This is a genomic window from Candidatus Defluviilinea proxima, from assembly GCA_016721115.1.
Classification (GTDB): domain Bacteria; phylum Chloroflexota; class Anaerolineae; order Anaerolineales; family Villigracilaceae; genus Defluviilinea; species Defluviilinea proxima.
On the sequence record JADKIW010000001.1, the window covers coordinates 4,205,110 to 4,218,498 of the forward strand.

General features: G+C 49.9%; 11 protein-coding genes and 1 pseudogene. 6 read left to right on the forward strand and 6 right to left on the reverse strand.

Annotated features, from left to right (window positions below; all coding sequences use genetic code 11):
- Positions 1 to 112 precede the first annotated feature (112 nt).
- The 4 genes and pseudogenes from IPP66_19445 to IPP66_19460 all read left to right on the forward strand — a co-directional run bounded on the left by IPP66_19445 (position 113) and on the right by IPP66_19460 (position 4,661).
- Positions 113 to 1,549, forward strand: coding sequence for an ABC transporter permease (locus tag IPP66_19445; GenBank protein MBK9927450.1), 1,437 nt, complete (start codon positions 113 to 115; stop codon positions 1,547 to 1,549).
- Positions 1,546 to 2,211, forward strand: coding sequence for a hypothetical protein (locus IPP66_19450; protein MBK9927451.1), 666 nt, complete (start codon positions 1,546 to 1,548; stop codon positions 2,209 to 2,211). The genes IPP66_19445 and IPP66_19450 overlap by 4 nt, the downstream gene beginning before the upstream one ends.
- An 8-nt stretch (positions 2,212 to 2,219) precedes the next feature.
- Positions 2,220 to 3,762 (forward strand): annotated as a pseudogene (locus tag IPP66_19455) (FGGY-family carbohydrate kinase).
- A 68-nt stretch (positions 3,763 to 3,830) separates the two neighbouring features.
- Positions 3,831 to 4,661 (forward strand): NAD(P)-binding domain-containing protein, encoded by an 831-nt coding sequence (locus IPP66_19460; protein MBK9927452.1) that lies wholly within the window; start codon positions 3,831 to 3,833, stop codon positions 4,659 to 4,661.
- Positions 4,662 to 4,716: 55 nt separating this feature from the next.
- On the opposite strand, the gene IPP66_19465 is transcribed toward IPP66_19460, so the two are convergent.
- The 6 genes from IPP66_19465 to IPP66_19490 all read right to left on the reverse strand — a co-directional run bounded on the left by IPP66_19465 (position 4,717) and on the right by IPP66_19490 (position 10,766).
- On the reverse strand, positions 4,717 to 5,475 hold the full coding sequence (locus IPP66_19465; protein ID MBK9927453.1) for a hypothetical protein: 759 nt from the start codon (positions 5,473 to 5,475) through the stop codon (positions 4,717 to 4,719).
- A gap of 71 nt (positions 5,476 to 5,546) precedes the next feature.
- Positions 5,547 to 6,305 (reverse strand): triose-phosphate isomerase, encoded by a 759-nt coding sequence (locus IPP66_19470; GenBank protein MBK9927454.1) that lies wholly within the window; start codon positions 6,303 to 6,305, stop codon positions 5,547 to 5,549.
- 134 nt (positions 6,306 to 6,439) lie between these two features.
- Positions 6,440 to 6,895: a hypothetical protein gene (locus IPP66_19475; GenBank protein MBK9927455.1), complete on the reverse strand. Its 456-nt coding sequence runs from the start codon at positions 6,893 to 6,895 to the stop codon at positions 6,440 to 6,442.
- 87 nt (positions 6,896 to 6,982) lie between these two features.
- Positions 6,983 to 8,155: a phosphoglycerate kinase gene (locus IPP66_19480; GenBank protein MBK9927456.1), complete on the reverse strand. Its 1,173-nt coding sequence runs from the start codon at positions 8,153 to 8,155 to the stop codon at positions 6,983 to 6,985.
- Between the two features lie 94 nt (positions 8,156 to 8,249).
- On the reverse strand, positions 8,250 to 9,308 hold the full coding sequence (gene gap / locus IPP66_19485) for a type I glyceraldehyde-3-phosphate dehydrogenase (GenBank protein ID MBK9927457.1): 1,059 nt from the start codon (positions 9,306 to 9,308) through the stop codon (positions 8,250 to 8,252).
- A gap of 135 nt (positions 9,309 to 9,443) precedes the next feature.
- Positions 9,444 to 10,766 (reverse strand): YvcK family protein, encoded by a 1,323-nt coding sequence (locus IPP66_19490; protein ID MBK9927458.1) that lies wholly within the window; start codon positions 10,764 to 10,766, stop codon positions 9,444 to 9,446.
- A 109-nt stretch (positions 10,767 to 10,875) separates the two neighbouring features.
- On the opposite strand from IPP66_19490, the gene IPP66_19495 reads away from it, so the two are divergent.
- Together IPP66_19495 and IPP66_19500 are read left to right on the forward strand one after the other, a co-directional pair.
- Positions 10,876 to 11,808 (forward strand): ROK family protein, encoded by a 933-nt coding sequence (locus IPP66_19495; protein ID MBK9927459.1) that lies wholly within the window; start codon positions 10,876 to 10,878, stop codon positions 11,806 to 11,808.
- Between the two features lie 205 nt (positions 11,809 to 12,013).
- A complete protein-coding gene (locus tag IPP66_19500) occupies positions 12,014 to 13,330 on the forward strand; it encodes an acetyl ornithine aminotransferase family protein (protein ID MBK9927460.1) in 1,317 nt (438 codons plus the stop codon).
- Positions 13,331 to 13,389 lie beyond the last annotated feature (59 nt).

The following is a 13,389-nucleotide window of genomic DNA, read 5'->3' on the forward strand; positions in this document are numbered from 1 at the left end:
TGCTCGGCTATTTCATAACAGCCATTGCTGCGCCAATCATCTCACCGGAAAATCCAAAGGACCCAGGAGCATTTCCGCATATCACCGAGGGGCTTGTCAAAATCGGCCGCCCATGCCGCCAAATGAAAAAGCTCCATTGGGCACTTTGCCGAAAGATGTCGATGTGCTTCATCCGCTTGTATGGGGCGCTCGTGACGCTTTGAAATTTGGCTTGATCATCGCGATCAGTGCATCTATTCTGGGCACCTTATATGGAGCAGTAGCAGCTTTCATAGGCGGGCGATGGGGCAGTCTGATGATGAACATCGCAGACACGTTTCTTGCTGTCCCTGCCATAGCATTTCTGGTTCTTCTACAACAGTTACTAGCTACAACAATTACCTCCTTGGGGGGAATGTATTTAAATTCAGCAACCACAGGCTGGCAGATATATATTGTCGGTCCAATGACACCCATCCGTTGGCTATTGGAACATATCAATCCTTTGATGTTCACGTTGATCATCCTTTCGTGGATGCCTTTTGCACGCCTTGTGTATTCAAATGTAATGCTACTCATGCAGACTCAATTTATTATGGCAGCCCGTATGATCGGCGGTAGTTCATTTTGGATAATCCGTAAACACCTTATCCCTAATTCTTTTACTCCTGTGTTGGTTTTGGCTGCGCGGGATGTAGGCGGTATCGTGCTTTTACAAGCTACTTTTACATTCATAAATATGGGCGGCGAGTCGATTTGGGGAGAAATGCTTGCCCAAGGAAGGAACTGGGTTATAGGCCCGGGCGGTAATATGCTTACCTACTGGTGGGTATATTTACCTCCAACACTTGCCATCATGATTTTTGGCATTGCCTGGAACATGCTTGGGGATGGTCTCATCGACGCTCTTGACCCGGAAGCATCTGTGTCAGACAACAAGTTATTCAACGTGTTTAAACTGAAAAAGACTATCAAAGAGCCTATTCCCCCATTTACTTCGAAACAACCTCTCCAAAATAAGTTAAACTCTCCATCGACCGATGTAGGCTCTCGTAAACCACTAGTATCCACAAAGGTCGCCTTAAATAGACCACCCGAATCGGACCCAGTACTTCAAGTAGCACATGATGCCCTTGTAAAGGGCGATCTTGAAAAGGCTTTAAATGCCTATTCTTATTTAACCGCACATGAAAGACAATTAGATATGGTTATCCTTGACCTGGTTCAAGTTGTGCGCCTTTTTGCAAGTGATGCTAACACATGGAAGATATTGAGCGATGCGTTGACAAAGTCAGGTAATCATGAACATACAGCCAATTCATATGAGCGTTTGCTTCGAGTAGCGCACGATGCTTTGACAGAACGCGACCTTGAAAAGGCTTTGGATGTATACTCTTTCTTGATTGCGCATGACAGACAAGCGAACGAAGTTGTTCGAGACATGATTGAAATTGCACGTCATTTTTCAGAACACAAACGTGTATGGAAGATACTGGGAGATGCACTAACTCAGACAGGTAACCATGAGCTTGCAGCCAAATCTTATGAACATTTTAAGGAAATGAAATGATGAACACTAATACCATAGACGCCTTTGGTTTCAAAAACCAAAAGGTCCCCAACACCTTCATTACACAACCAACTCCAGCACAGCATTTGGGTATTATCCTGCCCGGCTATCGTCACTCTGTAGATATGGCGGATATGCATTACGCGGGCCGAATTTTGCTTGAACAAGGAGCCGATCTGCTACGGGTGGAATACGTCTACTATCAAACAGATTTCATGGAACAACCCGCCAGCGAACAGAACAAGTGGATCGCTGGCGATGTTTTTGCAGTTTGCAACGCCGCGCTTTCACAGCGGTCCTATGATCGCATCACTCTGGTTGGCAAATCTATTGGCACAATAGCATTGGCGAATCTTTTGACCGACAGTCGTTTTCAAAACGCGACTTGCGTATGGTCAACGCCATTACTGACCCTTGAATGGTTGCGGGAACGCATAGAGCAAGTCCATCCACGCTCCCTGTTCATTACTGGGACGGCCGATAAATTCTATAAGCCTGAAATCCTTAAACATCTTGAAACCGTGACGAACGGACGCACCGTTGTCATTGAAGGCGCAAATCATGGTTTGGAAATCCCTGAAAGTATTTCAGCATCACTAGCGGCATTGGGTCAAATCGTGCAGGCGCTTCAAGAATTTCTAGGCGAAGACACAAACCATTAGGTGGCTTAATGCCAAACTCCCCTTCTCTCGTTATAGGCGTGGATTCTAGTACGACGGCATGCAAAGCGGTTGTGTGGGATACCCACGGAAACGCCATTGCCAGAGGATATAGTTCGCTTTCTCTCATCACACCTCAAGCTGGCTGGCATGAACAGTCGGCCGAATCATGGTGGGCGTCAACGCTTCAAGCAATCCGTCAGGCAGTGGGCCAGGTAGACAGGGATCAAATAAAGGCTTTGTGCATCGCACACCAACGCGAGACGTTTGTCCCTGTGGATGAGCAAGGCCAGCCATTGACCAACGGCATTCTCTGGATGGATGAACGGGCTCGTGAACTTTTGCCGAGTCTGGAACAAGCCTTCGGTCAGGAGAGTTTCCATCGCATCACCTGGCAAGCGGCTCTCGGTCAATTTGACCATTGCCAAAATCGCATGGATCAAAGAACACTGGCCCGATATCTTCGCTCAAGCTTACAAGTATCTGGATGTGCATAGCTTTTTAGTTCACAGACTAACAGGGCTGTATCGCACCGGCTGGGGATGCGCTGACCCAACCGGCATGTTCGATATGCAAAACAACTGCTGGGCTGAGGCTTTGTTGAGTCAGATCGGTGTCAGTGTAGACCAGCTTCCTGATTTGCACCCAACTGGATCGGTTGTGGGAACCGTCTCTTCATCCGCCGCTGAAGATTGTGGTTTGCCAGCAGGCTTGCCTGTCGTAGCGGGCATCGGTGATGGTCAAGCGAGCGGATTGGGCGTCAACATCACATCGCCGGGCGATGCGTATTTGTCATTGGGCACTTCGGTCATCTCAGGAACATATAGCGGTCAATATGTATTCGACCCCGCCTTTCGCACAATGACCAGTGGAGTACCCGGATCATACCTGCTCGAAACCGTGTTACTGGGAGGCGGGTACACCCTTTCATGGTTCATGGAAAAGATGGCGAACCAGCCAGGGCAAGACCTTGCACAACTTCAGAATTTTTACGATCAGGCCGCAAGTGTGGTGCCGCCCGGTAGCGACGGATTGGTGTTGGTCCCGTATTGGAACAGCGTTCTTGGTCCGTATTGGGACCCGGCGGCCAGCGGCATTATTGTGGGCTGGCGCGGTGTTCATCAATTGCCGCATCTCTATCGAGCAATTCTGGAGGGGATAGCTTTCGAACAGCATTTGGAAACGCTCGGCGTTGAAAAAGCTTTGGGACAATCTGTGCAGAGATATATTGCCATGGGAGGCGGAGCGCAAAGCGATCTGTGGTGTCAGATCATCGCAGACATCACCAACAAACCTGTTCTTCGCTCTGTGACTCAGGATGCCACTGCGCTAGGCGCTGGGATTCTTGCGGCGACTGCTGTGGGGTGTTTTGCGGATGCCCGTCAAGCGGCTCAAGAAATGACCCGCATCCTGCCTCAGCCAATTGAGCCTGATGCCTCCCGACATGTTTTTTACAATCGTCTATTCGAAGAAGTCTATCGCCCTCTATTTCCTTCTCTGCAACTGTATCTGGATCGTCTGGCTTCCATTTCAAATTTCAATCCATCGGCTTGAAATTCTGCTTTCAAAACAGCGGGCTTTGTACAACAAACGCTCGCTAATACATACTTTAAGGACTCGTCATGAAAAAGATTGGTTTTATAGGCTATGGTCACATGGGCAGTGTGTTGCTCAATAGCCTTTTAGCTACGCGGACAGTGGAACCTTCACAGCTGATCGTCTCAACCCGAACCCGAAGCAAACTCGATGCTTTGCAAACGCAGTATCCAGCAATTGAGATTGTGGATGACAACCAAACAGTAGCAAAACATAGTGACCTTGTCTTTCTCTGCGTGGGAACGTATCAAGTTAAATCTGTTTTGATGGAAATCCAGACTAGTTCAAACGCAGATATGCACTTGGTCATCATCTCTGGCGGGTTGGAGATAGGGAGTGTTGAAGAACTTATTCGTGGGCCGGTCACCAAGATCATGCCCACGCTTCTGGCAGAGGTACAAGAAGGAGTGACCTTGGTTTGCCATAACCATCTAGTAGATGCCAACGCCAAGGATCGTTTACATCGATTATTAAGCAGTTTTGGCGTTGTAAAAGTGATAGAGGAAAACCAATTTGAAATAGGCGCAGACTTTACGAGTTGTGCGCCCGGTCTATTGGCGGCCCTATGTGATCAATATATTCGCGCTGGAATAAAGCACGGAGATTTCACCTACGAGGAAGCTCAAGCAATGCTATTGGAAAGTCTATACGGGACAGCAAAACTCTTACGAGAAACAGGCGAAGGGTTTCAAGCCCTGATCGGTCGAGTAGCAACACATGGAGGAGCCACAGAAGGCGGAGTGGATGTTTTGAAAGAAAGTATGCCTGATGTTTTTGAGCAGGTATTTCACGCAACGATGCAAAGGCATGAAAACCGAAAACAAGTAACTCGAAAACAATTTCAGGGAGAGGCTTAATCAACTATTGGCCAGTATACAAAACCAGTTTCACTCTAACGAAAAGGTTAAAACACTACACTACATCCATCCCTGTGATACGTGTAAGTAATTTGTGAATTAATAACGTGGGCAACACCAGCAAAACATGAATTACTGAACTCAGGCCCAAGATCACTGCTACAGAGCTGAGAAAGCCGCTAACGATTGGGGCCACGGTATCCAACATCCACGGGCCTGCACCGACCAGCAGAGCAATGGCAAATAGCACGCCCACCGAGATCACCAACTCCAACCACGCATGGCGGTCTGATTCAGAAGGCATCATCGTGCTACTAACCGCAAAGGTCAGATAGAACCAAAGGTAAAAATCCTTCACTTGCGGAAGAAAACCAAGCCCCATCCAGAACATATTGAGTTGACCATTACGAAGTGTATCCCACAGCACGCGCATTTCCAGTTTATAGACCGAGACGAACGCCACGAACAACGTCCCGATGATCAACGGTGCGGCACCAATCAACGAATCGCGCACAATATCGGATTTGGCAGTTTCCACATAGCCAAGTTGTAATCGTCCGTTCGGCAGAGCGCGTGGAATCACGGAAAAGCCCCCCGTTGGCACGCGCAAGATCTTCGCCATCAAAAAATGGCTAGCCTCATGCAGAAACACCCCCGGTAAAAAGATGACTTGAAAGATGCCAATAGTCAAGCGCTCATCACGTGTGAGGATCAGGAACACTGACTGTATCTCACGATGCAAAAACCGCTGAAGATAGATCAGCGGCACTAACATCAACACAAACCAGATAAAACCTGTGAGTTGGGAGAGCATGTTCCCCAATTGTAACAAGAGACCGCAGACCAGTGAAAATCTACGGTCTGCGGTCTCTTGTCAACGGTCTATTACTTCACCGCCGCTTTCGTGATCGCGACAAAATCATCAACCTTCAGGCTTGCGCCGCCCACCAATGCCCCATCAATATCGGGCTGTTGGAAATATTCAGGCGCGTTGGCCGCGGTCACCGAGCCACCATATTGGATTCGGATCGCCTGCGCCACATCTGCACCGAACAACTCGGTCAATGCTGGACGAATGACCTGGGCATGAACACTATTGGCATTCTCCGCGCTGGATGCTTTACCGGTTCCAATCGCCCAAACGGGTTCATACGCAACTACAATGCGCGAAGCGATGGCAGGGTCAACATCAGCGAAGCCCAAAGCAATTTGGCGGCGGACCACTTCTGAGGTCCGATTTGACTCGTATTCGTCCAGCGTCTCACCGACGCAGACGATGGGCGTTAAGTCAAATTTGAGCGCGGTACGAAGTTTCTTGTTCACAGTCGCGTCGGTCTCACCGAAATAGGTGCGGCGCTCCGAGTGACCGATGATGACGTAGTTACAAAACTCCTTCACCATGTTCGGGGCGACCTCGCCGGTGAACGCGCCCTTCTCCTCCCAGTGCATATCCTGCGCACCGACCCCAATATCGGAGCCCGCAAGCATTTCAGAAAGCGCAGAGAGCGATGTGAACGGCGGACATAACACTTTCTCAACGTTCGCGATCGCGCCCAACGGAGCGCTCAAAGCTTTGACAAGTTCGCGTGCCTCAGCAACGGTCTTGTTCATCTTCCAATTTCCAGCAACAATGTTTTTTCTCATTTGAGTAACCTCTTCAAAATTTCTTCTACACAGTTTCGCATTCAGACTTACATCACACGGTCTGAACTTAATGTCTTTTATATTTTACATGACAACACGGCACAAAAATCACAACAAAGCAAAATTGGTATCATTTATTGCAATGGCTTAATATTGTACGAGGCGCCTGTGGCATCAAGCGTGTATTGCACTTCGAAAGGATATTCGTCACCCGAAGCGCAAACTACGGTCCATTTTTCGAACCAAACGCCATTGGCATCTGGTTGTTGAAGTACTTCAATCGTCGAGCTTGAGCTCAAGGGCTGATCACAACCTAAACCGATCGAGGCAGGTACGATCACATTCCAAGTGTCATTCTTGAGAATGTCGTTGCCTAAACCGCCCGCAGGAGGGCCATCAGAACTAATAACCGAATCTTCTGGCTGTGTCGGGGGGAATACGGTGGTGGAACCATTCGCCCTGAAAAAATAGTACCCCGCACCTGCCGCCACAATACAGCAACAACAAAGGACAATTATTGCAACAACTACTATGATCAACGTTCGATTCTTATTTGCTGGCTTTTCTTCTACCAAAACCTGGTTTTCCATTTTTCCTCTAATTTCAAAACCCATACATATAAAAAGTGGAGCAGAAAGATATTGCTCCTTCTGCTCCATTCACAATCAAATCGTATTTTATTTATCTTGCAATGCCGCAACGCCGGGCAATTCTTTTCCTTCGAGGAATTCAAGTGAAGCGCCACCGCCAGTAGAGACGTGAGTCATCTGCTTGGCAACGCCGGCTTTCTTGACCGCACTGGCGCTATCGCCGCCACCGATGACGGTGATGGCCTTGGATTCAGCCAGCATTTTCGCAAGGGCAAATGTCCCTTCGGCGAACTTGGGCATTTCGAAAACGCCCACTGGCCCATTCCACACTACGAGCTTGGCATCGCTCAATGCGGCCTTGTACAACTCGATGGTCTTGGGGCCCACATCCAACATGCGCCAACCGGCAGGAATGGCTTTCACATCCACAACCTGTGTGTTCGCTTCCGCATCGAATTTGTCAGCAATGACTGCATCCACAGGCAGGATCAACTTGCTGCCAGATTTTGCCAAAATACCTTTGGCAATTTCGATGGAGGCTTCTTCCACAAGACTGTCTTGCATGTTCAGTCCCTGTGCGGTGAGGAAGGTGTTCGCCATACCACCACCGATAATCAACTTATCGCATTTGGAGAGCAGGGTTTCAACAACAAGGATCTTGTCACTGATCTTCGCGCCGCCCAAAATAGCTACATACGGATGTTCAGGATTCGCAACTGCGCGCCCGAGATATTCCAATTCTTGTTCCATCAGGAAGCCAGAGACAGCAGGCAGGAAGCGCGCAATGCCTTCCGTGGAGGAATGAGCACGATGCGCGGAACCGAACGCGTCATTCACATAGACGTCTGCCAACGCCGCCATTTTCTTTGCCAACTCGAGATCATTTTTCTCTTCGCCAGCATGGAAGCGGGTATTCTCCAGCATGATGACTTCGCCGGGTTTCAAGGCTTTCGCCATCGCTTCTACTTCGGGGCCAACGCAATCTGGCGCCATCTTCACAGGACGATTCAACAGCGCAGATAAGGCTTCCGAAGCGGCGCCCAGGCTGAACTCCGCGGATGGACCGCCCTTGGGGCGTCCCAAATGACTCGCAAGCAGGAGTGAGGCTCCCTGATCGAGAACGTATTGAATGGTCGGCAATGCGGCCTTGATACGTTTATCATCGGTGACTTTTCCGTCAGCCATCGGCACGTTGAAATCCACGCGCATAAAGACGCGTTTACCCTTGAGGTCAATATCTTTTACAGTTTTCTTGTTCATGTTTCCTCTACATGTAAACAGGTATACATAGAAACAGGTACACAGATCTTGAAGGACTTGTGTACCTGTCTACTTGTTTACAAATTACCTTCTACTACAGGCTCTTCGCCATCAACGCCGCGAGATCTGCGGTGCGGCAGGAATAACCCCATTCATTATCGTACCAAGTGACGACTTTGATGAAGTTGCTCTTGTCCTTGCCCAAAACAGAGGTGAAGGGCAGGTCAACAGAGGAGCTATAGGAACTGCCTTTGAAGTCCATGCTGACCAAGGGTTCGTCCACGGCTTCGAGGACACCCTTGAAGCGGGGTTGCTTGGCGGCATCACGGAACATCTGGCGCAGTTCTTCCGTGGTGGTCTCTTTTTCAACTTCAGCGGTGAAATCGACAACAGAGACGGTCGGGGTCGGGACGCGCAAGGAATATCCATCGAACTTGCCCTTGAGGTCAGGGATAACCAACGCAACAGCCTTGGCGGCGCCGGTAGTGGTCGGGATGATGTTCAAACCGGAAGCGCGAGCGCGGCGCAGGTCAGAATGCGGCATATCGAGCACCTTCTGATCGTTGGTGTACGAGTGAATGGTGGTCATGAAAGCGCGCTTGATGGTGAGTTGGTCATGCACAACTTTAGCGGCAGGAGCCAAGCAGTTGGTGGTGCAGGAAGCGTTCGAAACTACATGATGCTTGGATGCATCGTATTTGTCTTCGTTGACGCCCAATACAACGGTCAGGTCTTCGCCTTCTGCAGGAGCAGAAATGATGACTTTCTTGGCGCCACCAGAGGTGATGTGATTCACAGCACCTTTGACAACTTTACCCTTCTTGTTCACGCCGTCTTCCTTGATGGTGAACAAACCGGTCGACTCAATGACAATATCGATGCCAAGTTCGCTCCACTTGATGGCGGCAGGATCGGTTTCCTTGAAAACTTTGACTCTCTTACCATCGATCAACAATGCATCTTCCAAAACTTCAACTGTGCCGTTAAAACGTCCGTAAGTTGAATCGTACTTGAGCAAATGACCCATGGTCTTCATGTCGCCGATGTCGTTGAACGCAACGACTTCCAATTCATTTGGATACATATCGCGGATCGCCTTGAGAACCTGGCGGCCGATACGACCAAATCCGTTAATACCTACTTTTACTGTCATTTCTTCCTCCGAAGTAATTATGATGATGTACGCACAATAGGGTAACCCCTATGGCTTTTCATATTGGATGTGTACATTTTACACGAACTATTTTATCACACGCGCGACTAAGAATAAATAATGACAAATGTAACATTATTCCAAAGGCCCGGTATACTCATCCAGGATCTGGGACAGGGTTTCAGCCAGCTTTTTTGAGTCATGTCGCCAGGGATGCCCCTCATCCACAAGGTCGGCACAGCGGACGCGCGAATCAGACAAGGTCTTTTCATCAACCCGCACCCACTGCGAATCGTCATTCAACTGGCCACCGTAGTTGTCATTGCACAACACCACGTCAAACAGACGGTCGCCCACATGCTCCTCAAGGGCACGCACATGGTCATAACACGAAACCAGCAGGTCCGTTTCACCCGTCTGTGTGGCGATGTTGCTTACATATACTTTGACGGCACGACTGGCCTGAATTGCACCAAATAGGTCATGCACCAATAGGTTTGGGAGAAGGCTGGTATACAAACTTCCCGGCCCCACTACGATCATATCAGCGCGTAATAATGCTTTGATGACTGGCGGATAGGCCGGTGCGTCGTTCGGCTCCAGCCAAACACGGCTAACCCTGCCTGCCATTTTAGGGATTCGGCTCTCTCCCTCCACCCGAACCTGATTCGGCGAATGAGGCAGTTGCATATCTGCGACCAGCTTCACATTATGCAAAGTGGACGGTAGTACCCGCCCGCTGACGGACAATACCTTACCTGATTCAGCCACCGCACTTTCGAAACTGCCAGTAATTTCAGCCAAAGCCGTGATGAACAAATTCCCAAAAGAGTGTCCATCTAAATTCCCTGCGCCGCTAAAACGGTATTGAAAAAGTTGCGTAAGCATCTGCTCGTCGTTTGATAGGGCCGCCAGACAATTGCGAATATCCCCCGGCGGTAGGATGCCAAAGCTTTCGCGCAAAAGGCCAGACGACCCGCCATCATCTGCTACAGTGACGACCGCTGTCAGGTTTCGAGAATACAGCTTCAATCCACGAAGAAGCGTGGCGAGGCCATGTCCACCGCCGATGGTTACGATGTGCGGTCCACGTTGGCGGAGACGGTAATTGGTGAGTTCATCCACAACCGCATGACCCGGGCGGACGTAAGGGCGCAACAGTGATGCATTACTTTTCCAGATCCCGTAGGCGACCAGCCAGACGCCCAACCCACCGAATATCAAAACGCGTAGAAAACGCGGCAAAAAACGGAGCGACGCCACCGAAAGAAAGGTCAAAAGCGAAGGGTTGGTCGAATCGGTTCGGTATAGTTCAAGAAGAAACATCGCCAGCCCCACCCCTAACATAGTGACGCCAGCCAAGGTCACAAAATACCAACGCTTGACGCCCAACCCCGGCGCAAACCAACGCCCGATCTCTCTCAGGTTTCTTAGAAAGTTATCTTGTTTTGAATTCATTTTCATCTCTCGCGAGGAGTTTAGCACAAATCAAGAACAGATGGGAAACGGATAGCGCCCATCATCTGTTTATCTACTTCAAGCCCGCTTTCCCGTTATAATTGCGGGTATGAGCCAAACTATAGCCATCGATATCGGCGGAACGCACATCCGCGTTGCCGCTTATGAGTCAGCCAGCACTACTCCCATTGCACAACACAAAACCAAGTCTCTGGCACATACGCCCGGAACATTTGACCGTCTTGTCAAAGCCATTGAAACCATCTGGCAAGAAGGCAAGGTGGATGCCATCGGCATTGCTTCGCCCGGCCCGCTTGACCCACACACCGGAGTTATCCACGATACGCCCAACATTCCCGAGTGGAAGAACTTCCCACTCGGCCCCAAACTTTCTGAGCACTTCGGCGTGCCGGTCCGCTTGGATAACGATGCCAACATGGCCGGTCTGGCCGAATGGCAATTCGGAGCCGGGCGCGGGCATCACGACCTCGTATACCTCACGATCAGCACTGGCATCGGCGGTGGCGTCATCAGCAATAACCACCTTCTCCAAGGGTATCGCGGCATGGGCGCTGAACTCGGTCACATGCTGATAGACCCCAACGGTCCTCTTTGCGGGTGCGGCCATCGCGGACACATCGAAGCATTTTCCTCCGGTCCTGCCATCGCGCGCTACGTCAAAGAACAGATCAATGCGGGACGAAAAACATCGCTTCCAACGGACCCGAGCCTGTCTGCCGCGCAAATAGCCGATGCGGCACGAGAGGGCGATCCGCTTGCGATCGAAGGCTTTACACGCGCAGGGAAGTATCTGGGCATGGCCGTGGCGAATTTCCTCGCAGTCTTCGACCCGTCCATTTTGGTGTTCGGTGGCGGGGTATCACAAGTTGGCGATCTATTATTCAAGCCGTTCGAAGAAAGCCTGCGTGAGAATGTATTCCATCAGGAATACTTGAACGACCTCACGATCACACAAGCCGCATTGGGCGATGACGCCGGTCTGCTCGGCGCGCTCGCCTTGGCACGAATGCAAAGTATCTAGTTATGTGCAAGGCAAGACTATACACACCTCCTCTGTGGATGGCGACGAAGTGGTGGACAGCCGACAGGGATGTATAAGGTCCGTTAAACAGAAACAGCTTTCGGCTGAGAAAGCCGCGTGGCATTTCGTCACGAAACGTTTATCAAGTTGGAGTTAGCAACCTAGCTTCTGTTTTACCGTTCCAACATCCAAAGAAGGAGTACAAATGAATAAGTTAAATGTCCCAGGGCCCAAGTCTCTGGCTATGATCGAACGCGATAAGAAAGTGGTTTCATCGTCCTATCCACGCGGATATCCATTCGTGATGGATCACGGCAAAGGCGTTGAAGTATGGGACCCAGATGGCAACCGTTTTATCGATATGATGGGCGGCATTGCTGTTGTTTCAACAGGCCACACCAACCCAAAAGTTGTAAAGGCTGTGCAAGAAACAGCTGAAAAATTTCTGCACATTTCATCCGATTTTTATCATGAGAGTTGGATCCGCTTGAGCGAGAAGTTGGATGAGATCGCGCCGTTCAAAGAAAATGCAAAAACCTTTTTGACCAATTCGGGAACCGAAGCGGTTGAGACGGCGATCAAACTCGCAAAATTCAAAACCAAACGACATAACTTCATTGGGTTCTCTGGCGCCTTTCATGGGCGCACAATGGGCTCGGTGGCATTCACAGCCAGTAAGCCACACTATCACCGCGGGTTTTATCCATTGATGCCAGGCGTGACGCATGTGCCATTCCCTGATCCGTATCGCCCGATATTGGAACGTAAAAAAGGTGAAGATTATGGCGAGACCGTTGTCCGTTACATCGAAGAGGAAGTGTTCGCGCATAACGTACCCGGCGATGAGGTCGCAGGCATCTTGGTCGAGTCCATTCAAGGCGAAGGCGGATACCTCGTACCGCCGGACGGTTTCTTCCCTGCGCTTCGCAAACTCTGCGATAAATACGGTATCCTGTTGATCACAGATGAAGTGCAAAGCGGCATGGGGCGCACCGGCAAATGGTGGGCCATCGAACATTGGGGCGTGGAACCCGACATCATCACATCAGCAAAAGGTATCGCTTCAGGGTTGCCATTGGGCGCATGTATCGCGCGAGAATCCGTAATGGACTGGCCGAAAGGAGTCCACGGCAACACATATGGCGGAAATCCCATCTCATGCGCCGCTTCGCTGGCAACGATCGAGTTGATCGAAGAACAATACCTTGATAACGCAAAAGAGGTCGGTCAATATACGCTGGAAGCATTACAAGAAATCCAAGCACGCCACACATCCATCGGTGATGTGCGTGGCAAAGGCTTGATGATAGGCATTGAATTTGTAAAAGATAGAAACACCAAAGAAGCCAACGAAGAACTCCGCAACAGGATCGAAGATATTGCCTTTGAACATGGGTTGTTACTGCTCGGTTGCGGTAAATCCGTGATCCGCCTTGCACCGCCGCTGTGCATCACAAAAGCAGAGATGGACGAAGCTTTGGAGATCTTAGAGGGCGTAATCACGATGGCAGAAAAAGAATAAGACATCGAAGTACTCAAACGAAAAGGCGGCGGTCATTTTGAAATGACCGCCGCCTTTTT

Bases quoted from the DNA above. Each gene is read 5' to 3' on its own strand.
- IPP66_19475 (MBK9927455.1), bottom strand. From the start codon at position 6,895: ATGGAAAACCAGGTTTTGGTAGAAGAAAAGCCAGCAAATAAGAATCGA.
- IPP66_19490 (MBK9927458.1), bottom strand. From the start codon at position 10,766: ATGAATTCAAAACAAGATAACTTTCTAAGAAACCTGAGAGAGATCGGG.
- IPP66_19445 (MBK9927450.1), top strand. From the start codon at position 113: ATGCCGCCAAATGAAAAAGCTCCATTGGGCACTTTGCCGAAAGATGTC.
- IPP66_19480 (MBK9927456.1), bottom strand. From the start codon at position 8,155: ATGAACAAGAAAACTGTAAAAGATATTGACCTCAAGGGTAAACGCGTC.
- IPP66_19465 (MBK9927453.1), bottom strand. From the start codon at position 5,475: ATGCTCTCCCAACTCACAGGTTTTATCTGGTTTGTGTTGATGTTAGTG.
- IPP66_19460 (MBK9927452.1), top strand. From the start codon at position 3,831: ATGAAAAAGATTGGTTTTATAGGCTATGGTCACATGGGCAGTGTGTTG.
- IPP66_19470 (MBK9927454.1), bottom strand. From the start codon at position 6,305: ATGAGAAAAAACATTGTTGCTGGAAATTGGAAGATGAACAAGACCGTT.
- IPP66_19495 (MBK9927459.1), top strand. From the start codon at position 10,876: ATGAGCCAAACTATAGCCATCGATATCGGCGGAACGCACATCCGCGTT.
- gap (MBK9927457.1), bottom strand. From the start codon at position 9,308: ATGACAGTAAAAGTAGGTATTAACGGATTTGGTCGTATCGGCCGCCAG.
- IPP66_19500 (MBK9927460.1), top strand. From the start codon at position 12,014: ATGAATAAGTTAAATGTCCCAGGGCCCAAGTCTCTGGCTATGATCGAA.
- IPP66_19450 (MBK9927451.1), top strand. From the start codon at position 1,546: ATGATGAACACTAATACCATAGACGCCTTTGGTTTCAAAAACCAAAAG.